This is a genomic window from Candidatus Villigracilis sp., assembly GCF_057083605.1.
On record NZ_JBXMTI010000152.1, the window covers coordinates 1 to 25761 of the forward strand.

Below are 25761 nucleotides of genomic sequence, written 5' to 3' on the forward strand. Positions count from 1 at the left end.
GGTTCCTGAATATTCACCTTTGATGGCGGCTTCCAAAGCTCCACCGGGCGGGTAATCGAAACCAACTTCCGGCATGGCCGGAGCTTCGGTTGCAGCGGGGGCTTCAGTGGCGGCTGGCGCTTCGGTGACAACAGCCGGTGCTTCAGTGGCGGTGGCGGGCGCCCCACAGGCTGTTAATATCATAGCCGTAACAACGAATATGGCAATAGTTTGCCAGATAGTTTTTTTCATGCTTCTCTCCTTGGAAAAGTTAAATGATTTTATACAGATGGAAGATAGGGGGATTTGGTAATTTGTCGCGCACCTCCTCAATACGTAAGCGTAATTTGGATATAGATGGGACGAATTTGAAAGGGCTTTTCATGAAAGCACTTTCATTTCAGTATAGCATATCTCAGATGAAAGTCAATAATTAAATATTAGCGTTTTTTGGAGGCGAGGGTGTGTTGTTTAGGTAGTCAAACGTTCGATCAATTTTAAGGGGAGGTTGATGTGCTGAAGAGGACGGCTTGACTCACCGATGCGCGAAAGCAGGATTTCAGCCGCCAGCCTGCCAGATTCATCCAAATGCTGGCGAACAGTTGTCAGGTCCACGGCTTCTGCGACATCGATATCATCAAAGCCGACAATGGCAAGGTCATCCGGGATCTTAATATTTAATTGCCGCGCGACTTTCATCAGGCTCAAGGCTTGAACATCTGATGCAGCAAATACGGCAGTAGGCAGCTTTGGCATGCTGAGCAACTCAAGAGCAGCCTGCCTGCATTCCTTTTGCGTATACGGACATGAATAAATGTAGCTCTGAGATAATGACAACCCCGCATCTTCTATTGCCGCTTTGAAGCCGGCCAGGCGCGATTTAACAGGATGGATTGCAAACTTTTCGGGCGGTTCAATATCACCCATAAACCCAAAAGTTTTATGTCCCTTGCCAATAAGATGCTCCGCAACCAAGCGCCCACCCTGATGGTCGTCTATCACGATGTTGTTCAAATGCGGGTGTGAATATTCGATCAGGACGGTTTCCATACCATTCCGGGATAATCGCTCTGCATCCTGATCTCCAAGAGACAGTGACATGATGATCAGTCCGTCAATATTCCTCATTAATGGAATGGAAGAAATATATCCCTGCAAGTGATCCATTGAATCAACAGGGTAGATCAGCAATTCATAATTTGCTTTGGATAAAGCCGAAGCAACGCCTCTCAGCCTTTGCACAAAGGAGGGGGCAGTGAAAAATGGAGTCAAGACGCCGATGCGATCTGTGTTCTGTAATGCGCGGGCACGCGCATCTGCCCGTGGAATGAAGCCAAGCTTATCAATGGCATTCATCACACGCTTGTGAGTTTCTGAATTTACCTTGTCGGGGGCATTCAGCACGCGCGAAATCGTCGAAATGCTTACGCCAGATACTTTGGCTACATCATAAATGGTGGGGGACTTTTTCTGGGATGTCATAATTTTTCTGAAAGCACTTTCAGTTTAACATATCAAGTTGTAAAGCGTCAAACTGAAAAGAGTCTGCATAATTTATCAACCTGGTTGAAAACCGGTAACAACAGGGTATATCGCAGGTTTATGCCAGACATCTGGATTATTGCCACTGTTGAAGCTATAGTACGCGCCATTCGAGGCAGATAAATATCATCTTATTTATCTGCTTTGATAAATTACATCTTTTCTAAAAGGAAAAACAAATGGTTCGTAAGTCAAACTTTTTTATCTTTAGCCTCGTGTTGATATTGCTCATCAGTGCCTGCGCACCCGCCGCCTCCACCTCCACAGCAGAGGCAATTGAATCTCAGGCCGACCTGGGCGCTATCAAAACTTACTTGTTGAACAAGATCGGTGAGTTAAAGTCCAGCAGTGCCAATTTAAAATCAGCCAGTGACAAATACTATGAACTAGCCAAAGCCAGCGGATTTGATTACACCGCCCTATGGGCAACTAATTCTGCCGAAGCCTCACAAGCCTTGCTGGATGCAAAGTCCGCGTGGATGGCAGCCAGCCCGTTATATGAACAAGTGGAAGGCATTGTTGCAGGCGTGCCCAGCCTCGCGGAATATGATGTGATCCTCGATGCAGGCGGCTCAGGCGCAGATGACCCCGAAAGCGCGGTCCCCTTCGATATCAATCTGCCCGATGGACGTATGCTGCCCAAGCCCGGCAATTTGTTTGGCGTGCTGGAAACCACACTCTGGGGAACCAATGCTGATTACATGATCGCAGATGTAGATGCCGATCTTGATTCAAATGGCACTCTGGACTTTGGCGAAGTTCTGCCCGATGCCAATGTACTCAAAGGCGCGGCGGATTTACTTGATAGTTACGTCACCGAATTGGATACCGCGGCACAAACCTGGGAGCCAACTGAATCCGATGCGTTCACTGCTTTGGTCGTGATGGTGCCAACCATGAGCGAATACTTTGAATCGTGGAAGAACTCACGTTTCGTGGCCGGTGAAGCCTCCACTCAAAGTGACTTCGTTGCGATCTCCCGCCTCTCCGATATTCAAGATATTCTTTCCAGCTTGCAGGTGGTGTACACGGGTATCAGGCCGTTAATCGTTTCCTTAAATGCCAATCAAGCGGCACAAATTGAAAGTGACCTCGGCAGTTTAAAAGACTTTGTCGCCGATGTTTATGGACAGGAACAGGACGGCAAACAGTTCACTGCTGAAGAAGCCGATCAGCTTGGCGCAGAAGCACAAAACCGCGCCACTGCCATCGCAGGCCAAATCTCACAAGTGGCCGCATCCCTGGGAATTGCAATCGAAGAATAAAGATCGTTGATTTGATATTTTGAGGGCGGCGTTGCGCTGCCCTCCCATGCTATTAAAAAGAGAACACCAAATGAAAAATGTTTTGAGAAGCCTTTTCGTGTTGGCGCTGTTTATTTCGCTGACCAGTTATCAGGTCAGGGCTGAGGCGCTGCCGCCTTCACAGGTGGCGGAAAAGATTCGCACATCCCTGTTTGCGGCGCAGATGAAAGTTTCCTCCAATCCATCCACTGCACAGGAGGAATTGGGCCGCGCAGAATCCGCGTACTCTGGCGAATTCCAGCAAACGATCCTCAACACGAACGCCAAAACCGATAGATTGATTCGCGCAGGTTTCAAGCAAATGCAGGCTGCCATCACAAATAATTCCGCGCCTGATTTTGCGCTTGCGCGCGCGCAGACCTGGACGGCGATCCTGAATGGAAGTTATGTCATCGTTGAAAAGGCAATTCAAAACAATCAAACGGAGCTTGCGCAAAGTTGGCTGATGGTGCGCGAATATCGCACAGCCACGCGTTTTTCGCGCCCGAACGCCGATGCAACATTGGCGGTCAAAAATCTTTCAACGCAAAGCATCACAGCCGAAGAGGCAATTCAATTTCTTCACGCCGATCTTTTCGATACCTATCAGGCGCGTTTGAATGAAGCCCTGCGCGACCTAAGCGCCGCCGATCAAAATGATTTTTCGATTCGCCGCGCCGAGTTGGCCGGGCTGGCTTCTGGATATTTTCAAATCCTTGCGCCCGCCTATCTTGAACAGCGCGGAGAACAATCATTGGATGAAGTGCAGCGCCTCTTTCTTAATCTTCAAGCTGCCGCCGTTTCAGGGACATCGATTCAGCCCCTGCTTGATTCTGTCCACGCTTCGCTTGATGGATTCCGCGCCGCGCCGCTCAGCCCTGCGGAACAAAGCCGCCGCGCGGGCCAGGCACTGCGTTTCCTTTCGCTTGTGCCCGTGGAGTATGCCCGTGGCGTTGTGGATGGGCGCGTGACCAAAGACTTGGAGATTCAGGAAGCAACAATTTTCCACGAAGGCGCATACACAGCATTTTCCGACTTGAAGGATTTGCTGGCTGTACAAAATCACGATCAAACAGTTCAGGCAGAAGCGCTGTTCAAATCCATAGGCGAACAGCTTGCGGATGCTGGCATAGGCAAAACCGTTGCGAGCCCGGATGCCATTCAATCTCAAACCGATGAACTGACTGGCTTATTGAAAACATTGATTCCCGCAGAGTGGCTCAAGCAAAGTTCACAGGGCGACTTTGATGTAATTTCTTCCATGCTCGATCAAATGCAAGTAGCGGTGCGAAACGGCGAATATGAGCTTGCCGAATCCGCGCGCCTCGAAGCCTACGCCATGCTGGAAGTAGGCCCCGAAGCCAAGCTGATCGTCTTTGCGCCCGAATTGAAATTACAAATCGAAGAACTATTCTGGAATGGGCAAGGCGAACATGATGGCCTTGCATATCTCATCAAAGACGGCGCGCCATATTCCGAGATCAAATCCTCACGCCTTGAATTGGATGCGTCGTTGAAAGAAGCACAGACCATCCTCGGCAAGAATACCGCGCCCGCCGCGATTGCCACCAATGCAGGCATCATCGTCTTCCGTGAAGGGTTGGAAGCAGTGGTCATTCTGGCTTCGTTGATGAGCAGTTTGAAATCCGCAGAGGAACGTAAATACCGTCAACCTATGTGGGTCGGGACAATTCTCGCCATCCTTGTCACAGCGCTCACATGGTTACTGGCGCATGGAATTCTTCAGTCGCTGGCGCGTTATGGTGAAAAACTTGAGGCCGTGGTTTCTGTCATTGCCATCGGTGTTCTATTACTCATCATGAATTGGTTCTTCCACAAAACCTATTGGACGAGCTGGCTCACAAAATTCCATTCACGGAAACGCAGGTTGTTGAATCAGGAAACAGGTCTCTGGCTGGGGCTTGTCACACTTGGCTTTACCAGCGTCTACCGCGAAGGCTTTGAGATCGTTCTCTTTCTGCAGGCCCTCGTGCTGGAAGGCGGTGTGGGCGTAGTACTGCTAGGTGTATTGATCGCGCTCGCCGCGGTTGTCCTTGTCGGTGCCATCGTGTTCCGATTGCAGAAGAACCTTCCTTATATGAAGATACTTATCATCACAGGCATCATGATCGGCGCAGTCTTGTTGCAAATGGTCGGCAGCACGGTGCACATCATGCAAGTTGTCGGCTGGGTTCCCATCCACCCGATCTCGGGTGCTGCCTTTTCCTATTGGTTGGGCACGTGGTTTGGCGTGTTTGCCACATGGGAAGGAATCGCATTTCAACTCGCAGCACTGTTTTTTGTAGTTGGCAGTTACTACCTCGCCGAAGGATTGAGAAAGCAAAGAATCTTTTCACCCAAAAAGCAAGCAGTCCAATTGGAGTCCAAAGTCTCCTGACTTTGGACTGTGCAACGACTGGAGTCGTTGCACTCCGTGGGGCTGACCTGCTCATAAATTTCTAGTAAAATTCTACATAAATCTACATTGACCATTACGCCCTTAAAAGTAAAATTTGAATTACAGAGGCGAGGGCGTGAAAAACGCCCTTGCATTATTTAACAACCCAGCCAAAGGTAGCCATGTTCCTAAAACGTTTTCAACTCGGTCTCATTCATGTCGCAGTCGCAATGACCCTCGTTCCGATCAATAGCGCGCTTAACCGCGTGATGATCTTTGACCTCGGTATTTCCAAGACCCTGGTCTCGATCCTTGCGGTTCTTCCTTATCTGATCTCACCTATTCAAGTGGCTATCGGCGCATTTTCAGATCGCCATCCGATCATGGGTTATCGACGCACCCCCTACATTCTGACCGGCCTCATACTTTGTGTCGTGGGACTGGTCATTTCCCCTTATGTCGCATATCTGATCCACGATAATTTCGCGCTTGGCATTCTGGCCGGCTTACTTGCCTTTGGCGCATGGGGCATGGGCTACAACCTTTCCGCAGTCTGCTATCTATCATTAGCATCCGAACTCTCCGGCGAAAAAGAGCGTGGCAAGACCATCGCGACCATGTTCTTCATGATGGTGATCGGTTTAATTGCGACAGGGGTCGGACTCAGCCGCATGTTGACCACGTATTCACCAGAGACTCTTTCGAGTGCCTTTAACTTCGTCGGCGCTTCAGCCCTAACCTTGGGCCTGCTCGGCCTCATCAAGCTTGAGCCACGCTTTGGGCTCCCCGCCTCAACTGCCGCATCTGAATCCCATACTTTGAAACAGATGGCTTCTGCCATCACAGCCAACCCCATAGCAAAGATATTCTTTGTTTATCTGCTTCTGTTACTTGCCGCCATCCTGGGACAGGATGTTCTGCTTGAACCATTTGGCGCGCAAGCCTTTGGCATGTCAGTTGAAGCCACCACCCGTATCGTATCCATTAGTGGTACTTTCACATTGATCGCTTTTATACTGGCAGGTGCATTGGAAGGACGTGTGCCGAAGAAGACCGTTGCCCAGGCAGGTAACATCGGTGCGCTCGTCGGTTTCCTTCTAATCATCTTAAGCGGCTTGATGGGCAGCCTGAATGTTTTCTACATTGGCATTATGCTGCTTGGTTTCGGCACAGGCATATCAACTATTGCGAATCTATCCCTGATGTTTGACCTGACTGTCGCTGGAAAAGTCGGCTTATACATTGGAGCGTGGGGCTTCTCGAATGGCTTGTCCCGTTTGGTGGGCCTGCTGCTCGCCGGAGTCGTGGCCGATGTAGCGACGCAGGTTACAGGCGTTGCCCTGAGCGGATATATCCTCGTGTTCGGCATCGAAGCGTTAATGTTATTCGTCGCCGCGATCATGCTCACACGCATTGATGTCGCCGCTTTCAAGAAACAGGTCAACGAGCCAGCCTTCACCGAAAAAGTAGCAATGGCTTCCGATTAATATGACAGACGAATGGCTTTCCCTAAGTGACGCAGCCGAGGTGTTGGGTGTACATCCCAGCACCGTCAGGCTTTGGTCTGATAAAGGCGTATTGCCCGTGCATAAGACGCAGGGCGGACATCGACGTTATAAGCGTAGCGAAATTTCTCTTTGGGCAGAGACCAGTAAAAAGTCCCGCGAGATCGAACCTGAGAATATGATGCAGGAAGTCATCCGAAATGTGCGCATGCAAATTTCGGAAGGGAATCTGCAGGCTGAGTCCTGGTATCAAAAACTGGATGCGGATGCGCGCGCGCAGTATCGCCTGAGTGCCCGCTCGTTGTTTCACGGTTTGATGAATTATGTCTCCGCAAACGATGAAGAAGCCGCCTCTGAGGCCTATGCGATTGGCTATGAATACGCGTCTCGCGCGCATCGTTATAGTTTGAATTATGTGGATGCCACCAAAGCATTTCTGTTTTTCAGGGGCACAATGATCGAATCCGTAGTAAAGGTTTACAGCGAAGCGAATGTGCCCTCGGGGCAAACTGCGGAGATGTTCCAAAAAATACATACTTTTACAGATGAAATTTTGATCAGCCTCCTGAAGACATATCAGTCATTGAATGGCAATCGCTGACCCACTGGTAACAAAAAATGAGTCGTATTTTTCACGGCTCATTTTTTGTTTGCATTATTCAGTCATCTTGTGTAGTGTCATTCTGAGCGACAGCGAAGAATCTCTGAGATTATCGTAGAGACCCTTCGCTGTTCGCTCACATTGTCCCGATGTCCTTCGGGAGGGAATCACGATTTGCTGCATAAAAATTATTCAGTCCGCAGAAGCGGGAATTGATTCTTGTACAGCCACTTCATCCGGCTGCGGCTTTGCTGCGTAGAGGAAGCCAATGAACATCAGGATCGCAGCGGTCAGTTCTCCCAAATATAAATACTGACCATAACCCAGGCGGGTTAATGTGCTGGCAAACCCAATCGAAAGTGCGCCAGCCGCGATCAAAACATTGGCGATTACACGATTTGGCATGACGCGCTTGCGCCAGAAAAGATAGGCAGACCATATCGCTCCGCCCACAAGCGTGAACAGACCGTAGATGTTGAAGAAGGGGGTCGCCAGGCGGACAGAGGTTCCCAGTGGCAAAAGACCCCGAACCGCTGTTACTTCCCTCCCGCGATAAGTAGCAGTGATTGTTTGTGAATCAGCCGGGGCGGTTTCTCCTTCATCCAATGCCTTGGTTCCATATTGCTCGCTGATCGGCTTATCGGTTGTAAAAATAGCTGTGTCTAATTTTGGCATGGCTTGTAACATCAGGTAGGTTGCGAATAAACTTCCGACGATCAAGGCCAGGGTTACAACATGTACCCATTTCTTTTTTACCAACAGACTCAATGTGCCATGCCCAAGCCAGGCGGCATTCAATGCCGCGCCAAAAAGATACCAGGTGAAAAATACCCACTTGTTCCATGCCAGGGCCAGGTATGCTTCTGCAAAACTGCCCGCGCCGAACATTGCCAGCCCAATGCCCCAATACAGGAAGGCAAAGTTGCGGCGGACAAAGTAGCGTTGGAATACATAAACTGTAAACCCGAGCATGACCGCGGTTGAAATGAAAGGAAGGATTAGATTGATCGACATGATTTATTTCTCCTGTGAGATTAGAAATGCACGAACCCAAGCAGCACGCCTGCGGCAAACACGATCAACCCAAGCGTGATGATCCCCATCAGGATCAACAGTGCGGGAATGATCTTTTCGAATAAAAGAGAATTCGGCGGGATATGGGATTTATTATTTGTGCGGGTTTGTTTAGTCATGGAAACCTTTTTATCGCTTGTCTCATAATAAAGTAAACTTTTTGTTGGATATTGCGAGTAAGAAATGAACTTCCTGTTTACTAAATTATGCGATACTCTGTAATTCTTTCCGTATTTTTCCTGTGCATATTGTCCACTTTTTGATTGAAAGAACAATATGAGTTTACGTAGGTTTTGATTAAAACTTTTGTAGAACCATCGGAATCGGCATGATATACGTCATGCATTCGCAGGTACGATAATCATATAGTCATGGTACAAAACCCGCGGCGACATGAAGTTTAACCACGGCGGATCATCGGCCATCCCAAAAACAGGGTGTGATTATTCGCGGTCTTAACCATGTCTTCCTGTTGGTACAAAAGGGTGCGTTGGAAATCAGACAATGCCCCGCTTTTACTTGCGCCATGACATTAACCTGGTTTATACTTGCGCCCATGCCAATCCCTGAAAAAATCGGACGTTACATTATTAAATCTGAGCTTGGGCGCGGTGGTATGGCCACGGTTTATCGCGCCTTCGACCCCAGTTTTGATCGTGAGGTTGCGATCAAGGTCCTGCCGCGCGAGATGCTGCACGACCCGCAGTTCCGCTCCCGCTTTGAACGCGAGATCAAGATGGTCGCCGCGTTGGAGCATCCAGCCATTGTGCCGGTCTATGATGTGGGCGATGATGACGGCCAGCCATATTTTGTCATGCGTTACATGACCGGCGGCTCCCTCTCAGAATTGATTGAAAACGAAAAGTTCTCGATTCAGGACGTGGCGCGCATTATCGAGAAAATCGCAAAAGGACTTGCTTATTCCCACAGAAAAGGCATCATCCACCGCGATCTCAAACCAGATAATATCCTGTTCGATGACAATGGCGACCCCTTTATTTCAGATTTCGGTGTAGCCAAATTGACAGAAGCAAGCGGCGGGCTGACCGGAAGCGGTGTGATCGGCACGCCGGCTTACATGAGTCCCGAACAGGCACAAGGCAATGAAATCGATGCCCGCAGTGACGTCTACGGGTTGGGTGTGATCGTCTATCAAATGTTGAGCGGCCAGCAGCCTTACAGCGCAGATACACCGATGGGTGTAGTCGTAAAACATATCACCGAGCCTGTGCCGGAGATCCTGAAATTCGCACCCAGCCTGCCTGCTGAAGTGGATGGCGTTATCAAAACCGCCATGGCCAAGGATAAAACCAAGCGTTATTCCACCACCATCGACCTGGCCAAAGCCTTAAATCTGATTGCCTTTGGTGAGGAAGGCAATATCACATTTAATACAAACCCTGGCACGGGCACCAGTTTGAGGAACTCGACCATGCAATCTTCCCGCGGGCGCACTGGGTTGGTTGTGGTTGGCGCAGTCCTGGTTGTGGCCGTAATCGGGTTCTTCCTTTTACGAAATCAATTATTAGTACCGGAGCCGCCCGCTGCTACCGCCACCACCGTTCTTCCTACGTTGACTACTGTCCCGACTGATGCTTTGGTAACAGTCCCTGCATTTGCACCAGTCTGTTCTGCCGATGTTAACTTCCCTGTTCCTGATGGCAAGGTAACCGATAGCATTTGTGCTCAGAAAATTCCTTATTCATATGCTTCCATTCCTGAACCTGCCACATTTGAAGTTCTTAACCCTCAAGGCTCATGCAGGGTTGAAGCCGTAACCGGCGGGAGAAAAGTATTGTCCTGCACCGGGCCGGGTTTCCTTGTCATCGACTTAAAAATTTGCGCACCCCCCGTTCTCACCAATGTGGAGCTAAACAAATGCCCACGCGATGCAACCTTCGATACGCCACATCAATGTTGTGTGGCGGTGCCACCGCCAGAAGCAGGTTGTACTGTGATTCAGGTCAAATTAAAGGGTTGTCAATAATCAATCGGGCGCAAACAGCGCCCGATTTTCTTTATGAAGTTGTGTCACCCTGAGCAGAGCGACACATGCACCGCGTTGCGGATGCAGTGCGGTGAGGGTCCCTACCTTTAAAAACGAAGAATGACACTGTGTAGGGTGATAAAATAACCAAATGGGCACACTATATCTCGTAGCAACGCCGATTGGCAATCTGGAGGATATGAGTCCACGTGGCGTACGGATATTGCGTGAGTCCATTCTCATCGCCGCCGAAGATACACGCCACACCGGCACATTGCTCAAGCATTTCGATATCAAAACCCCGCTCACCAGTTACTTCGAACATAATAAACTTAATAAGCTGGATTACATCCTTGAGAAACTTTCACAAGGTGACGTGGCATTGGTCTCCGATGCAGGGACTCCTGCCATTAATGATCCCGGCTACGAACTGGTCCAAGCCGCCCTCGCCTCCAGTTTCGACGTTATACCTGTTCCCGGTCCCTCGGCCTCCATCGCCGCGTTGACCGTCTCCGGCCTGCCCACGGATTCATTTTTATACCTCGGCTATCTCCCCAACAAATCCAGTGAACGCCGCAAAACCGTAATGCAAATTGCCAATTTGCACTACACTTTGATCTTCCTTGAATCCCCTCATCGCATTGTGGACTCGCTCGAAAATATCCTCTCCGTTCTAGGTGACCGTCGCATCTGCGTCGCCCGTGAGATGACCAAACTGTACGAAGAATACTGGCGTGGACATGTCAGCGGCGCGATCGAACATTTCAAGTCGAAAGAACCGCGCGGCGAGTTTACATTGGTGATCGAAGGAAAGACGAAAGAAGAAAGAATTGTTTGGTCGGAAGGTGAATTGCTGAAAGCCATCAAGAAGGGATTGAAGGCAGGCAAATCTGCAAAGGAAATTTCCGCTGAATTGGCGGAAAAAAGCGGTTGGAATAAAAAAGAAGTGTATGCTTTAGTTAATGAACTGAAATAGAGGGAAAATGAAAAAACTGCCTCAAAGACCACGTTCTCACGTTTTAGAAACAGAGTCTCGAAGATTTGTCGAACAAATCCTACCAAATGAATGGTTAGTTAAAGAAGTGAAAAGTGATTATGGCATTGATTTAGAGGTAGAAATTGTTGACAACAGCAATGTTACAGGCGCACATTTCTCGATCCAATTAAAGTCAGCAGAAGATATAACTGTAAACAAAAAAGGTTATATCTCTCATTCATGCAAAACAAGTTCTCTTCAGTATTATCTTGAAAGATCAGAATTAGTAATTTATTTAGTTTACGACGCAAAATCTAAGGTTGGTTACTGGATTTGGATACAAGAGTTTCTAAACAACCAAACTTCACAAGGCTGGAAAAAACAGAAAGAGTTCACAGTTAAGATACCTAGCAGAAGTCTTTTTAACAAAGAAGCCATCGAAAAAATAAAAAAACGTGTTTTACGTTCACACAGACAAGGAAAAATAGTTAACACGATCCAAACTTTGAAACACCCTGGTATTGACTATGGGTTTGAAATTATAGGAAACACCACAACAGTAAGTGCTTCCTATAAATATCCAAATGCGGAAAAAGATTACCCTCTTACTTTTGGACTCACATTAAACTTCGACAATACTGAGGATGGAAAGAAGGCGCGAGAGGCATGGGAAAATGCCTTTAAAAAGGGAACCCATGCAAAAATAAATACACGATTCATTAAAGAATTTAAAACTCCTGCCGAGCTGGCAGTTTTAGATAGTTTATTAGTTGAAGAATTTAAACCTGATGAACTCATAATAATGCCATTAAGAAGGGATAAAGAGTTTGCTGCCAAAATTGAAGTTTTCAACCTTTCTAATGAACTCATTGCACAGATTTCTTACATTGACTTCAAAGAAATTCGTTACGGTACTGAAGAGTCTCTTTTCTCCAATAGTGAGCAGAGGTCTCCAACAGAATTCAATCTCTTAATTGGCTTTGAGAAGAGAGAGGCAACTCTCTCGTTCAAACTAAACTATGCCAACTTTAACGCTGCACAAGTAAAAGAAGTCTTAAGTCTTCAAAAGGCATTTGCCGCTGGGGGTAGAATCAAAATGTTTCACTTAGATACGGGTATCAAAATACTAGAACAAGATTTTCATGAAAATTTAACTGAAAAGCCATTAGATATTCACATTGAACTCGCCAATGGATTAACATTAATTCAACAGAAGACAAATACGATATTTTTATGGCCAGAAAAGATAGCCATGGAAGATTATCATGCTGTATTAAAAGCCGTCAATATACTTACAAAAGGCGAGACTTTTGAAGGCAGAAAGGTAAAATTTACCATTGATAAATCATCCGCAACAGATTTATATAAAAGATTTTCTACTACACCTAAAATGGCATTTATCTTTGATGGTATGGATCACATCATAAAGATTTTTGGACAAGAAATAAATTTTGGCAAAACCAGAGTGTTAACAGGCCCAGCCAGCCTGTCAAGAAAAACTATAAGAAGCTTTTCTTCTCTTGAAGAATTATCAGATGATGCAAAGGTTCGCATAGAACTAGAAGTTGATGAGTCAGGCATTACTGTTCAGTACTACAGCTGGCTTCCTGATAAAAAATAAAACTAGGAGAGTACCATGCCCGAAAAGATCGTAACCAAAACTGAAGAAACGAAAGAAGAAAAGAAGGAAGAGAAACCAACCCCAAAGGATAATCTAGTCGAGAGCAAGCACTCGGTCAGGATTGGTGGCAAGACCATCAAGTACACCGTCACCACCGGGACGATGGTGCTCAAGGAAGAGGTCAACGACAAGGAAAAAGATACCGAAATCGAAAAGCCTCGCGCACAGATATTCTTCATTGCCTACACCAAAGACGGTGTGAAAGATAAAGGTAAGCGTCCCATCACTTTTTCATTCAACGGCGGGCCAGGTTCCTCCTCGGTGTGGCTGCATTTGGGTGTGCTCGGCCCTCGCCGCGTAATCCTCACCGATAAAGGTGAGTTGCCTCCGCCTCCCTTTAAGTTAACCGATAATCAATATTCCATTCTTGATGAAACCGACCTTGTGTTTATCGACCCGATGAGCACAGGTTATAGCCGCCCGGTGGAAGGTGAAAAATCCAAGGAATGGCATACCTTCACCAAGGACATTGCTTCTGTCGGTGATTTCATCCGCTTGTACACTACCCGTTACAATCGCTGGCTTTCGCCAAAATTCCTGGCAGGTGAATCTTATGGAACCACACGTTCGGCGGGACTCTCAGGTTATTTGCAGGATCGTCACGGCATGTTGCTGAACGGACTCATGCTCATCTCTGCCGTGCTTGATTTCACCACCATTGATTTCAATCTCAACAACGACCTGCCTTACATCCTCTTCCTGCCTGCATATACAGCAACCGCCTGGTATCACGGCAAGTTGAGTTTCAAAGGTTCTTTGCAAACCATACTAAAAGCAGCAGAGCAGTTCGCAAAGGGTGAATATGCAGCAGCATTGCTCAAGGGTGCATCCATTACACCCGAAGAGCGCGCCAACATCGTTGAAAAACTTTCGCGCTATACCGGCATCTCACAGGAATTCATCCAACGTAGTGATTTGCGAATCCTTGACCGACATTATTTCAAGGAACTCCTGCGCGAGCGTGGAAAAACTGTCGGCCGTTTGGACAGCCGCTTCACGGGCATTGATCGAATCGGGGTCACCGAGACCTATGAATATGATCCGCTCTTCGCTCAGGTCTCTGGCCCATACACTGCGGCCTTCAATGATTACATCCGCACCGAACTGAAATTTGAAACTGACCTGCCCTATGAAATCCTCAGTGAAAAGGTGTGGATGAACTGGTCGTATAGTTATTTCCAGAATCAATATCTCAACGTCGCTGAAACTTTGCGCCAGGCCATGCACTTTAATAAATATCTCAAGGTCTTCGTTGCCAACGGATATTTCGATCTCGGCACGCCGTACTTCGCCACCGAATACACCTTCGATCATCTTGGCCTGGATGCCTCCCTGCGCAAGAACATCAGCATGGCCTATTATGACGCGGGCCACATGATGTACATCCACATGCCTTCGCTTAAATCGATGAAGAAAGATCTGACGAAATTTATTAAGAGCGCGAGCTAGCCAACTAGTGTCATCCTGAGCGTAGCGAAGGATCTCTACGATAATCTAAGAGACCCTTCGCTGTCGCTCAGGGATTCACATCAATAGGACACCATGAACCTAGACGACCTCGACTTCTTTAAAAAAACAGATAAACAAAATATGCTTGCCCAAATCGATGCCTTGCCCGATCAATTGGCGCAGGCATGGGACTTGGGACAGACTCAAACGCTGCCTGATTTCAAAGACATCCAAAACATTGTGATCCCTGCCATGGGAAACTCGGCGGTCTCTGCCGAACTGGTAGCTGCTTCCGTTTTCTCGAACATTCGCATCCCTGTCACAGTTCACCGCAACTATGGCCTGCCTCCGTTTGCAAACGCCAAGCAGACTTTGGTCATCTGCGTTTCACATTCAGGTAATTCCGAAGAGACGTTGGATGCTTTTGAAACTGCACTCGAGAATGATTGCAGCACGCTCGTCATTTCCACCGGCGGAGAATTGACCAAGCGCGCTTCCGAAAAAAATGTCCCCGTCTGGAAGTTCGATCATAAGGGCAAAGCCAATGCTGGCATCGCCTTTCCTTATGCTTTGCTACTCGCATTATTTACCCGCCTGGACTTAATCCCTGACCCTGCAAGCGATGTAGCTGAGGCCGTCGCCAGGATGAAAAGATCACAGCAGCATATCGTCGCGGATGTGATCGCCGCGAAGAATCCTGCCAAACGATACGCGGGTCAATTGGTAGGGCGCTGGGTCACTTTTGTGGGTACTGAAAATCTCGAGCCGATTGCCAGAAGATGGAAGACGCAGATCAACCAACTCGCGAAGGCCGGCGCGAATATTGAAGTCATCCCCGAAGCGAACCATAACACTCTGCTTGCCACCCTCAACCCGAACCAAACCCTCAACGCTCATACCATGACCCTGTTCATGCGCTCACCGAACGATCATCCGCGTAACCGATTGCGTTCAGATTTGATGCGCCAGGCATTCATGCTCGAAGCCTTGAACACAGATGTGATCGATGCGCGCGGTGAATCGCTCATCGCCCAATTGTGGAGCTTGATCATCTTCGGTGATTACATGGCTTATTACCTCGCCATGGCTTACGGTGTTGACCCATCCGAAGAGAACGCGATATCAAGCTTCAAGGATGCATTGAAAGGAAATCCGTAAGCCACACTTAAACATCACTCGCCCCGAAAGTAATCCTTCGTGGGCGAGTGCTAATATCGATACGGATACTACTGAATTTTGAATTAATAACTTCCGTCAATTACATGTCGTTGCGAGCGCACTTTGCGAAGCAATCTCCTGTTTACGAGAAATTTTACAGCTAGCTCAAACCTTGAGATTGCTTCGTCGGGACGAACGCCCTCCTTGCAACGACATAGAAAATGGAAATTAATTTTTCAAAGATCAATATGTAAACGCAGATACAAAAGAATCCGCGTTTTCTGCGTCTATCAGCGTCCCATATTTTTTGGACAACTATATTTTTATTTCTTCGGGGGAAGTTTGTTTCCGTCACCTTTTTTGACCATTTCCACCCACAGAGAAGAGGCGAGTTCGTAGCCGATCACATAGTCTTGCGGTTTTGCCTGCAAGCGCAGAGGCCCCTTAAACGGCGCACAGCTCAGCAAATGAAATGAGGTACCTGGCACCAGCCCGAGCTCACCGATATAGGTTAGTTCCTCGAGATCATGAGTGCGGACGCGGCTGATCACACAATCTGAGCCGGAGGGGACGTCAATCAGAGGCATGTCGTTCACAGGGGGCATGACCCCATCTTTGGAAGGGATCGGTTCACCATGCGGGCAGCGGGATGGATGACCTGCAAGCTCATCCATGCGGTCTTCGATCTTGTCGTTCACGCCGCGCTCGAAGGTATCAGCCAGTTCATGGGCGGTTGCCCAATCGTATTTCATCACCTTGACCAGAAAGACTTCCGTCAGACGGTGGCGGCGCAGGGAGGGCATGGCGATTCGTTCACCTGCGGGGGTAAGCGCCACACCACGATAGGGTTCATGTGCAAGGTAACCGTGTTTTTGCAGGCGTTTGACCATACTGGCGGTTGCCTGTGCCGATGCCTCGACAAAGGAACTTAATAGCGAAAGGGGGACCTGTTTATGATCCTGTTGCAGACGATAAATTTCAGCAGCGTATCGCTGCATTGTAGAACTGACATTCATTTGAAGGAAATACTCCGAAAATCTTCAACCAGGTTGAAAACTGTTCACTATTTGATATAGATAAAATTTAATACAAATATCTAGATTATTGAGGCAGCGGTGATTATACTACGCCCCTTCATAACAGACATATATACCCTTATTTGTCTGTTCAAATCAATTTCAAGGAGTTTTGTTCGATGCAAACCATTAAGAAGAATCTATTCACCCTGCTGATCGTCGCGTTGGTGCTGTCAGCTTGTGGCGCACCCTCGGCAACTGAACCAGCTTCCCCCGTAGTGACTGAAGCGCCTGTTGTCACCGAAGAAGCCACTGCCACAGAAGCCCCAGCCGCGGTTGTGGAAGGCGATCTGGTCATCTATTCGGGTCGTTCCGAAGCGCTCATCCAGCCGGTGTTGGATGCGTTCCAGGCAGAATATCCGAACGTGAATATTTTGCTCAAGTCCGGTAATAACAGTGAGCTTGCCAACGCGTTGATCGAAGAGCAGGCAAACCCGCAAGCGGATGTGTTTGTCACCACGGAAATTTTCACCGTGCAGAATATGTATCAACAGGGTATCTTTCAAGCGTATCATCCTGCCGCGGCAGATGAATTGCCGGCAGAGTTTGTTGGCCCTGATGATAGCTGGGTCGGCATCACCCGCCGCGCGCGCGTTATCATGTACAATACAGAACTTGTCAGCGCGGAGGAAGCGCCCACTTCTATTTTTGATCTGACCGACCCCAAATGGAAGGGACAGATCGCCGCAGCAGGTTCCACCAATGGTGGTATGCAGGCACAGATCGCCGCGATGATGCAGTTACTTGGCGAGCAAGCCACACAGGAATGGCTCACCGGAATGATCGCAAATGAAGTGACTTTCTTTGGCGGCCACACGGATGTTCGTAAGGCAGTTGGCGCAGGTGAGTTCAAGATCGGTTTGGTCAATCACTACTATTATTATTTGCAGGTTGCAGAGGGAAGCCCGGTTGGAGTCGTGTTCCCAGATCAGGGTGATGGTGAGATCGGTTTGATCACTAATGCTACTGCTGCTGGCATCGTTGAAGGCGCAAAGAACGTTACCGCTGCGCAGGCCTTCATTGACTTTTTGCTCTCGCCCGAGGGTCAGAAAATATTTGCGGAGTTGAATTATGAATATCCGCTTATCCCCGGTGTTGCCCTGCATTCTGAAGTGCAGCCTTTGGATGATTACCGCCTCGCGGATGTGAACGTGGCTGAAGCCGCTCTCAACCTCGATGCAACACTCAACCTGATAGAAACAGTAGGATTGCCCTAAATCAAGAGAAAGACTCTAAAGGTTTCCGTTGATAATAAATATGCAGTTAATCAGGAGATTTCCGTAAACCTTGTTGCTGATTTGCTGTAAAAAACCTTTAGAAATTGTCTGAAAAGTAGGGACACAGCGAGTCAATTCAAGATTTTGGCCGTAAATCGTTTCGCTGTGTCCCTACAAATCCATATCTAAAGTTGAGATTTCAGACAGTCTCTTAGGGTCTATGTGATAGATTTTCAATGATGCAGCGCTGGAAGAATTTCCTGCACATCCCCAAACACATTAACATCAGCCCCCGGCTTTTACTGGCCGCGGGGCTGGTGGCTTTGTTTGTGGCAATTCCGCTGGTTTATATTTTTTTCCGCGCCTTCACTGGCGGCCCGGAAGTGTGGATGCGCCTCCTGCAAACCCGCATTTGGAAGCTGCTCGCAAACACATTGCTGCTGACAGTTGCCGTCACAAGCGGAGCTGCGCTGGTGGGTGTGAGCATGGCATTCTTCACCGAACGAACCGACTTGCCCGGCCGACAGGTTTTTCGCTGGATGCTGGCTCTGCCGCTGACCATCCCAGCTTATATTGGCGGGATCGTTCATCTCACTTTGCTTCGCCCGCGTGGAGGGGTGATTCCGCAATTGTTGGAAGAGTGGTTCGGGCGGCCTGTGCCAACGCCAAGTCCGCTGGGGTTTTGGGGTGCGGCCTTCATTCTCACTTTGTTTACCTATCCTTATGTTTATTTATTAAGCGCTGCCGCTTTCCGTTCTTTGAATGCATCCATCGAAGAAGCCTCGCGTACTTTCGGGCGTAATAGTTGGCGCACATTTTGGGAAGTAACCCTGCCTGCCTTGCGCCCGGGCCTTACTGCGGGAGCATTGCTGGTCGCATTAGATATTCTGGCAGAATACGGTACAGTAGCATTACTGCGTTACGAAACATTTTCATCCGCCATCTTTGTGCAATTATCAGGCAGATATGATCGCTCCGCCGCTTCGATCCTAAGCGGAATCTTGATCACCATTGCCATTATTATTTTGTGGGGCGAATTGCGTTTGCAGGGAAGGGCACGCTACACACAAATGGATAGTCATTGGCGCCCGGCAGTCCTCCTCCCGTTACACCGTTGGAAGATTCCAGCCTTACTACTTGTGATGCTTGTTGTTTCATCCAGCCTGCTTGTGCCTGTATTCGTATTAAGTTTCTGGAGCGTCACAGCCTTGCTTGACCCTGAATCATTTTCCGCAATTATGCGTTCTGGCTCGCAGGGCTTTGGCGATTATGTTTGGAACAGTTTATGGAGTTCCGGTCTGGCCGCGTTTCTGGCAGTTGTACTTTCCCTGCCTGTAGCTTTACTGGCAGTGCGCTATCCCAGCCGGCTATCGCAGGCGATCTCGCGTTTTTCACAGATCGGATACGCCATTCCTGGCGTAGTGGTTGCCCTCAGTTTGGTATTGCTTGTCAACCAGTTTTTGCCTTTCCTTTATGCAACCCCGTTGATCGTGGTGATGGCATATGTGTTGCGTCACATGCCGCAGGCCATTCGCGCGAGCGAGGCTGCCTTGAATCAACTTTCCCCATCCATGGAGGAAGCCTCACGCACGCTTGGGCGAACCTCCATGCAGACGATTTTTCAAGTCATATTGCCGCTTATCCTGCCTGGTCTCATGGCAGGCGCGGCTTTGGTATTCCTCACTTCATTGAAAGAATTGCCTGCCACTTTATTGCTTCGCCCCGCTGGTTTTGATACACTCGCGGTACGCGTATGGATCTGGGCTGAAGAAGGTTTTTATACACAGGCTGCGCCAGCCGCTTTGCTGCTCGTGCTTGCATCCGCCTGGCCGCTTTATTTTCTGTTACGCCGGGAAAAAATATTCAAATGAATGCTCTCGAACTAAGCCATGTGACCAAAAAATTCACATCAGCCGGCACCCCGGCAGTGAATGATATTTCGCTCACGCTCCGCACTGGTGAGATTCTTGCGCTTGTCGGCCCCAGCGGATGCGGCAAGACGACCACCCTGAGGCTCATTGCCGGGTTGGAGAGACCTGATATGGGTTCGATCACCATTAAGGGACAGTTGGTTGCCAGCGATGGGAATTTTGTTCCGCCTGAAAAGCGCGGCGTGGGCATGATATTTCAGGATCATGCCTTGTTCCCCCATCTCACCGTATTTGAAAATGTAAAGTTCGGGTTGAAAGGTCAGCCTGCCGCAAAAGCACGTGAGACCACAACCAGCATGTTGAAGTTGGTCGGCCTTGAGAATTTTGGTGAACGTTACCCGCACCAACTCTCCGGTGGAGAACGTCAGCGGGTGGCATTGGCACGGGCGCTCGCTCCTCATCCCGTATTGGTGTTGATGGATGAACCGTTCAGCAGCCTCGATGCAGACTTGCGTCATGAAGTCCGCGAGCAGGTACGAGGCATTCTGAAAGCCATGAATGCCACCGCGGTATTCGTCACGCATGACCAGGAGGAAGCGCTTTACATGGGAGATCGGCTGGCTGTTTTTCAAAGCGGCCACCTTGAGCAAGTCGGTCTGCCAGAAGAAATCTTTCACGCCTCTACTACGCGCTTTGTGGCTGAGTTTATGGGTGACAGTGACTTCTTACCGGGAACTGTGCAAAAAGACGGAGTTCATACTGAGCTTGGCCTGATTCCCCAAAAGTTAAATCTCCCTGTTGATTCATCTGTTGAAGTTGCCTTGCGCGCCGATGATGTGGATTTTGATCAAAGCAATCATCCCAACGCACTGGTGCTGGCGCGTTTTTTCCGCGGCGCGTATTATCAGTATCGCCTGCGCCTTCCATCTGGCAAGTTGATCCATGCCTTCAAGCCGCATACCCAGTTAATTCACCCCGGCGCGTCGGTTCATGCCTTCATCAATGTAGAACATCACGTTACGATATTTCAAAATGGGATTGCAGTGGGGGATGAGTAGATTGGCAAGACTTGTGGGTATTTCTATAATGAAACTAGAAAATTTTCGTCTTTCGTAATTCACCAGTTTTTTCGTTTCTTTCAAAGTGCATTGATACAATCTCGTCTGTAATGACATCTTCAATAATTTCAATTGCTAAGCTGATTGGAAGTTGTATCAGGCTGTCCTTTTTCTCCCGATCAGAACTCAACAAAACTCCAGTAACTTTGCCATCATCCGAGAAATCCGAAAAGATTACGTAGGCATGAACAAATTGATGAGTGAGCATTTTTAATGTCAGTTTTTTCTCTACTCTCAAATCTAGATCAAATAATTCATCAATAAAATATTTTGTGTAGTCGTCTACAACTTTTCCTTTATTTGGGTAAGTTAGGAATTTGTACTCTTTGTGACTGATTCGATTAGTGAGTTTTCCCGCCTCTATCAATGCTCGAACACTAAAAAATGTCATCATTAGTTCTCGTTCAAATAAGACTATTGACCGATATGACCAGCGACGTTGATTTCGCCTTTTTCTCAAAGTGTTGAGACCTTGTTGTAATTTTTCTTTCCAAATCACAGAATCAATCATAGTTAATTATCCACAGCCTAGCGTGACTCATTCCCGAAAATGCTTGATGCGGGATTGAATTTCCGCAAGTGTAGCATAAAGTTTTGGTTAGCTACACCCCTATGCAAACTGTTCTAAATTGACTGCCACCAATGGAAGCGCTTCGTCCACGAATTTATCGAGGGCGGGGCGTTTTTTCATGTGGCTGTAATGAGCTGCCAACCCATAAATTGCCCAACTGGCAACTGTTGCGGGAATCTCAGTTGAGATTTTTATATTGGATTGTTTCAACCAATAGGATAATAGTTCAAATAGTTGTTTTTTGATTTGTCCTTCCACCAGCGACTCGAATTGTTGATGTGGTTGGGCGCATTCGCTGTGTACATTGGAAAGAAATTCACACACTGCGAGAATCAAGCTCCTCAAATTATCGGGGGTGTAATGACAGGCGTTCAACATGCGCTTTTCGATCTCCTGCATAAACATCTGGCTGATCGAGTAATCGAGCAGGGCGTATTTATCCTGAAAGTGCGCGTAAAAGGTGGCGCGGTTGATTTGCGCTTTATCCGTCACATCCTGCACGGAGATGCTCTCGAAGTTTTTTTCAGCGAGGAGACCCTCAAAGGATCGCAGGATCAGGCCGCGGGTCCGTTTGACGCGGGGGTCGAGTTTTTCGTCGGGGTTAGGCAACATTTTGTCTCCAGTGTTGCTTAGTCAACAGATCACAGGTTTTGTTGGTTGACTTGAAAAGGTTGTCTTGGTAAATTAACAACACTCGTTGTTTAAGCAACGGTTGTATATTATCAAACAAACCAAGGAGAGTCAAGATGAATATTGCTTTATGGATCGCACAGGTACTGCTGGCTGGCATGTACGGCATGGCTGGCTCGATGAAAACAATGCAAGTTGCGAAGGTGCGCGAAATGATGCCGTGGTCGAAAGGCCGCAGTGATGGCTTTGTGCGTTTCGTTGGAACCTCTGAATTGCTGGGCGCATTGGGAATGATACTCCCCATTCTGACCGGTATTTTGGCATGGCTTACGCCTGTTGCGGCGATTGGCCTTTCCATCATTCAATTGCTGGCGATCTTCCAGGAACATTTGCCAAAGAAGGAATACAACGTGATTCCGATGAACATCGTTTTGCTTGCGCTTTCGATCTTCGTGGCCATTGGCCGTTGGGCATTGATCGCTAATTAATCACTCATCATGACACCATATGTTCTCACCGCCATCCTGAGCGGTGAGAACATATTATCGGGCAACGAAATTAAAACGAGATCGGTGTAGTCTAAAGAAGAAAGACGGTGATGTTCCAAGTCTTTTGATTTCTCATCGTCGAGTAAGGAGAATAATGAATCAAACACAAACTTCAGATAAAACCGAATTTTCGATTCATCCCGCCACGCTGATTGGTCACGTCTCGTTGACCGTTGCCAGTCTGGAGAATCAGATCGCGTTCTATCAGCAGGTGCTGGGATTCCAATTGCACTGGCGCGAAGGCAACAAGGCAGGGCTTGGTGCAGGCGGCGCAGACTTGTTGCGCCTCACCGAAGAACCCAACCTGAAAAAATATCGCGGTGTAACAGGGCTGTATCACTTCGCAGTTTTATTCCCAAATCGCCGTGAATTGGCGCGCGCCGTGGGACGATTGTTTGCCTTGAAATATCGCAATGCCCCCACTGACCACATCATGACCAAGACCACCTACCTTGATGACCCAGAAGGTAATGGCATTGAACTGTATTGTGAGTCACCCGAAGACGGCTCGTGGACGATAAAAGATGGCAAATATGAAACCCGCCGCGCCGATGGTTCATGGAGCGACGGGCGTGAGGCATTGGATGTGGATGCGTTGCTAAAGCACTTGAAGGAAGATGATAAATTGGATGAACCCATCCCGCCTGAAACCCGCATGGGACATATCCATTTGCATGTGCGGAATATTCAAGAAGCTGTCGACTTTTATCACGGCATCCTTGGCTTTGACTTGATGGGCAGCGCCACCCAATTTCAAATGGCGTTCGTCTCTGCCGGCGGCTATCATCATCATATCGGGTTGAACACCTGGCAGGGCGTGGGCGCGCCACCACCTCCTGCTGATGCAGTGGGCCTACGCTACTTCACGGTTGACTTGCCAAATCAAAAGGCATTGGATGATATAATTTCAAGAGTCAATGCTGCGGGCATCGCCTCAAATCAAACTGACGATGGCTTGCTCCTCCATGACCCATCGCAAAATGGCATACTGCTAACTCTTGCAAAATAGGTCCCCCGCGCAAGCACTTGTGGAAAAATTAAACAGCCAAAGCAACTTATTTGCTTTGGCTGTTTTTTAATTCACTTTTATGATCTTATACTCTCATCGGCTTTGGCCCGATCAAGGTTCGATGTGTCACGCGCATACAGGCATCCATCACAACCTGTAGACCCGCATCCCGCGCAGATTGGGCGGCTTCTTCATTAACAATACCCACCTGCATCCATACAACTTTCGCGCCGATCTTGATAGCCTCCTCCACGATGGGCGGAACATCTTCTGACTTCCGAAAGAGTTGCACCACATCCACTTTATCGGGAATCGAAGATAGATCGGGATATGACTTTTCACCCATTATTTCTGGTGTAGTTGGGTTCACAGGGATGATCCGATAGCCCTGTTCCTTCAGGTAAGCGGCAATCGAATAACTATCTTTTTCCAGGTTTGAAGACAAGCCAACAGCGGCTATGGTCTTTGTGGATAATAGTATTTCCTTTAATACTTTGGGGTCATTCATGTTGTTTTCTCCTTGAGGTTACACTACGTATTAAAATTCATAAAAATATAATTTCCATCAGTTCGTCATTGCGAGCTGTACTTTCGCGAAGCAATCTCCCTCACAGTACAAGAGATTGCTTCATCGGGAAGTACACCCTCCTCGCAATGACGAAAGTTATTAAGATGGAGCCATCTTGAGCGGCAGGCTGGCTTTGAATGTCGTCTCGCCAGGTTTTGACTCAACCAATAACTGTCCATGATGGCGGTTGACAATGATGTTATGTGAAATATGCAGCCCTAGCCCGGTCCCAGACCCTGGAGGCTTCGTAGTAAAGAATGGCTCGAAAACACGCTCACGAATTTCTTGAGGAATGCCGGGCCCGTTATCCGTGATCTCAACCACCACGCAATCATTCTTTACGTATGTCCGCAAAGTTATTTCACCTCTGCCATTCATCGCATCCACGGCGTTATCGATGATATTCGTCCACACCTGATTCAATTCACTGGCATAAGCTTCGATGCGCGGCAGGTTGGGAGAGTATTCGCGTTTGATGGTGACACCCTGTTTCAGCTTGTGCTGCATGATGATCAGCGTATTTTCCAGCCCCTCATGGACATCCACTTCAAGCAACGGCGCCTGGTCGAGATAAGTATATGATTTCATCGCGCGCACGATCTGCGCGATCCGCTCGGTTGCATGTAAAACTTCCGAAAGCAAATCCATCGTCAGGCAGGCTACGCCCAGCCATTGGATCGACAAGCCAAACAAAGCGCTGCCCTTCAGCTTTTCAAGCGAGCCCACGTCCCATCCGAAATTGACCATGGCGGGTGCAAGCTCCCATGCGGAGTCGACTCCGTTCGCCTCCAACCAAGCCTGAAGCTGATCTACCAAGTCGATCTTTTCCAACGCCTCAAGTTTGAGCGGCGATTCAAAGCGACTCGCGGCTTCCTGCATAAAATCATGCAGCCACTCTACCTGGCCTTCTTTAACCGCCAGCGCTTCGATTTCCTGCGTCAACTTGATGTATTTCGGTTGAGATTCTTTCAACAGCGATCCGCTTCTTTGCACAGCTGCGGCGGGGTTATTCAACTCATGCGCCAGCCCCGCGCTCATGGTTCCCAATGCGGCCATCTTCTCTTGTTGGTGCAGCAGGGCATCGTTCTGGTTCAAGCGCGCCATCACCCAGTGCAATACAGCTAACGCCGCGGTTGAACTGGATGACAGGAGTTTTACGAATGCTTCCTGTGGAATACGTAAGGCCTCGCTGTCGGTCTTGGATATGATCGTGGCAGAACGCGGCGTGCGCGAGAGCAAAGCCATCTCACCAACAACATCCCCCACATTGCGGATATCAATTTTTATCAATGATTGCCCGGATTGTTTCTGTACTTCAAATTCTCCGCCCAGTATCACGTAGGCTGCATCGCCCAGATCGCCTTGTTTGATCAACGTCTCGTCTGCGTGCAATGAGACAGGCTCGCCCATATCCACGAGTTGCTGTAACTCCTCGTCAGACAGGCCTTGAAATAGCGGAGATTTGCGCAGGTTTTGGAGGTTCATTTTATTCATACATCGGTGGTTGAGTAGCCCTGCAT

22 protein-coding genes and 1 pseudogene are annotated in these 25761 nt (G+C 48.3%); 14 read left to right on the forward strand and 9 right to left on the reverse strand.

The annotated features are described in order from the left end of the window. Both AC14M5_RS22085 and AC14M5_RS22090 read right to left on the reverse strand, forming a co-directional pair. Nucleotides 1-231, reverse strand: a pseudogene (locus tag AC14M5_RS22085) (hypothetical protein); the annotation flags it as partial. A gap of 219 nt (nt 232-450) precedes the next feature. After that, nucleotides 451-1461, reverse strand: a complete 1011-nt coding sequence (locus tag AC14M5_RS22090; RefSeq protein WP_484031884.1) for a LacI family DNA-binding transcriptional regulator — start codon at nt 1459-1461, stop codon at nt 451-453. A 239-nt stretch (nt 1462-1700) separates the two neighbouring features. Here AC14M5_RS22090 and AC14M5_RS22095 point away from each other — a divergent pair, with 239 nt between their 5' ends. The 4 genes from AC14M5_RS22095 to AC14M5_RS22110 all read left to right on the forward strand — a co-directional run bounded on the left by AC14M5_RS22095 (nt 1701) and on the right by AC14M5_RS22110 (nt 7308). Continuing rightward, a complete protein-coding gene (locus tag AC14M5_RS22095) occupies nt 1701-2786 on the forward strand; it encodes an imelysin family protein (RefSeq protein ID WP_484031885.1) in 1086 nt (361 codons plus the stop codon). Between the two features lie 70 nt (nt 2787-2856). Continuing rightward, entirely contained in the window at nt 2857-5202 is a 2346-nt protein-coding gene (locus tag AC14M5_RS22100; protein WP_484031886.1) for an FTR1 family iron permease, read from the forward strand. Nucleotides 5203-5384: 182 nt separating this feature from the next. After that, the gene (locus AC14M5_RS22105; RefSeq protein WP_484031887.1) at nt 5385-6689 is read left to right on the forward strand and encodes a BCD family MFS transporter; all 1305 of its coding nucleotides are present in this window, start codon (nt 5385-5387) and stop codon (nt 6687-6689) included. 1 nt (nt 6690) lies between these two features. Next, nucleotides 6691-7308: a MerR family transcriptional regulator gene (locus tag AC14M5_RS22110; RefSeq protein ID WP_484031888.1), complete on the forward strand. Its 618-nt coding sequence runs from the start codon at nt 6691-6693 to the stop codon at nt 7306-7308. A gap of 192 nt (nt 7309-7500) precedes the next feature. Here the strand turns inward: AC14M5_RS22110 and AC14M5_RS22115 are convergent, their stop codons facing one another. Beyond that, nucleotides 7501-8322: a hypothetical protein gene (locus tag AC14M5_RS22115; protein WP_484031889.1), complete on the reverse strand. Its 822-nt coding sequence runs from the start codon at nt 8320-8322 to the stop codon at nt 7501-7503. Between the two features lie 20 nt (nt 8323-8342). Further along, nucleotides 8343-8501 carry a hypothetical protein gene (locus AC14M5_RS22120; protein ID WP_484031890.1) on the reverse strand — a complete coding sequence of 53 codons (159 nt, stop codon included), beginning with the start codon at nt 8499-8501 and terminating at the stop codon, nt 8343-8345. A 437-nt stretch (nt 8502-8938) separates the two neighbouring features. On the opposite strand from AC14M5_RS22120, the gene AC14M5_RS22125 reads away from it, so the two are divergent. The 5 genes from AC14M5_RS22125 to AC14M5_RS22145 all read left to right on the forward strand — a co-directional run bounded on the left by AC14M5_RS22125 (nt 8939) and on the right by AC14M5_RS22145 (nt 15633). Next, nucleotides 8939-10369, forward strand: a complete 1431-nt coding sequence (locus AC14M5_RS22125; protein WP_484031891.1) for a serine/threonine protein kinase — start codon at nt 8939-8941, stop codon at nt 10367-10369. Between the two features lie 151 nt (nt 10370-10520). After that, complete coding sequence (gene rsmI, locus AC14M5_RS22130; RefSeq protein ID WP_484031892.1) at nt 10521-11345, forward strand: 16S rRNA (cytidine(1402)-2'-O)-methyltransferase; 825 nt, start codon at nt 10521-10523, stop codon at nt 11343-11345. 7 nt (nt 11346-11352) lie between these two features. Continuing rightward, a complete protein-coding gene (locus AC14M5_RS22135) occupies nt 11353-12966 on the forward strand; it encodes a DUF4365 domain-containing protein (RefSeq protein ID WP_484031893.1) in 1614 nt (537 codons plus the stop codon). 15 nt (nt 12967-12981) lie between these two features. Next, a complete protein-coding gene (locus AC14M5_RS22140) occupies nt 12982-14475 on the forward strand; it encodes a S10 family peptidase (RefSeq protein WP_484031894.1) in 1494 nt (497 codons plus the stop codon). Nucleotides 14476-14568: 93 nt separating this feature from the next. After that, nucleotides 14569-15633: a bifunctional phosphoglucose/phosphomannose isomerase gene (locus AC14M5_RS22145; protein WP_484031895.1), complete on the forward strand. Its 1065-nt coding sequence runs from the start codon at nt 14569-14571 to the stop codon at nt 15631-15633. Between the two features lie 323 nt (nt 15634-15956). Here AC14M5_RS22145 and AC14M5_RS22150 read toward each other — a convergent pair whose 3' ends face one another. Continuing rightward, nucleotides 15957-16649 carry a metal-dependent transcriptional regulator gene (locus AC14M5_RS22150; RefSeq protein WP_484031896.1) on the reverse strand — a complete coding sequence of 231 codons (693 nt, stop codon included), beginning with the start codon at nt 16647-16649 and terminating at the stop codon, nt 15957-15959. A gap of 179 nt (nt 16650-16828) precedes the next feature. On the opposite strand from AC14M5_RS22150, the gene AC14M5_RS22155 reads away from it, so the two are divergent. The 3 genes from AC14M5_RS22155 to AC14M5_RS22165 all read left to right on the forward strand — a co-directional run bounded on the left by AC14M5_RS22155 (nt 16829) and on the right by AC14M5_RS22165 (nt 20855). Continuing rightward, nucleotides 16829-17926, forward strand: coding sequence for an extracellular solute-binding protein (locus tag AC14M5_RS22155; RefSeq protein ID WP_484031897.1), 1098 nt, complete (start codon nt 16829-16831; stop codon nt 17924-17926). 236 nt (nt 17927-18162) lie between these two features. Continuing rightward, a complete protein-coding gene (locus tag AC14M5_RS22160; RefSeq protein WP_484031898.1) occupies nt 18163-19797 on the forward strand; it encodes an ABC transporter permease in 1635 nt (544 codons plus the stop codon). Next, on the forward strand, nt 19794-20855 hold the full coding sequence (locus AC14M5_RS22165; protein WP_484031899.1) for an ABC transporter ATP-binding protein: 1062 nt from the start codon (nt 19794-19796) through the stop codon (nt 20853-20855). The genes AC14M5_RS22160 and AC14M5_RS22165 overlap by 4 nt, the downstream gene beginning before the upstream one ends. Before the next feature lie 34 nt (nt 20856-20889). Here the strand turns inward: AC14M5_RS22165 and AC14M5_RS22170 are convergent, their stop codons facing one another. Continuing rightward, a complete protein-coding gene (locus AC14M5_RS22170) occupies nt 20890-21426 on the reverse strand; it encodes a hypothetical protein (RefSeq protein ID WP_484031900.1) in 537 nt (178 codons plus the stop codon). A 99-nt stretch (nt 21427-21525) separates the two neighbouring features. Continuing rightward, entirely contained in the window at nt 21526-22098 is a 573-nt protein-coding gene (locus tag AC14M5_RS22175) for a TetR family transcriptional regulator (protein WP_484031901.1), read from the reverse strand. A gap of 134 nt (nt 22099-22232) precedes the next feature. On the opposite strand from AC14M5_RS22175, the gene AC14M5_RS22180 reads away from it, so the two are divergent. Beyond that, nucleotides 22233-22604: a DoxX family protein gene (locus tag AC14M5_RS22180; RefSeq protein ID WP_484031902.1), complete on the forward strand. Its 372-nt coding sequence runs from the start codon at nt 22233-22235 to the stop codon at nt 22602-22604. Between the two features lie 154 nt (nt 22605-22758). Continuing rightward, nucleotides 22759-23673 carry a VOC family protein gene (locus AC14M5_RS22185; protein ID WP_484031903.1) on the forward strand — a complete coding sequence of 305 codons (915 nt, stop codon included), beginning with the start codon at nt 22759-22761 and terminating at the stop codon, nt 23671-23673. 85 nt (nt 23674-23758) lie between these two features. Here AC14M5_RS22185 and AC14M5_RS22190 read toward each other — a convergent pair whose 3' ends face one another. Both AC14M5_RS22190 and AC14M5_RS22195 read right to left on the reverse strand, forming a co-directional pair. Further along, on the reverse strand, nt 23759-24181 hold the full coding sequence (locus AC14M5_RS22190) for a CoA-binding protein (protein WP_484031904.1): 423 nt from the start codon (nt 24179-24181) through the stop codon (nt 23759-23761). 159 nt (nt 24182-24340) lie between these two features. Further along, the gene (locus AC14M5_RS22195) at nt 24341-25726 is read right to left on the reverse strand and encodes an ATP-binding protein (protein ID WP_484031905.1); all 1386 of its coding nucleotides are present in this window, start codon (nt 25724-25726) and stop codon (nt 24341-24343) included. Nucleotides 25727-25761 lie beyond the last annotated feature (35 nt).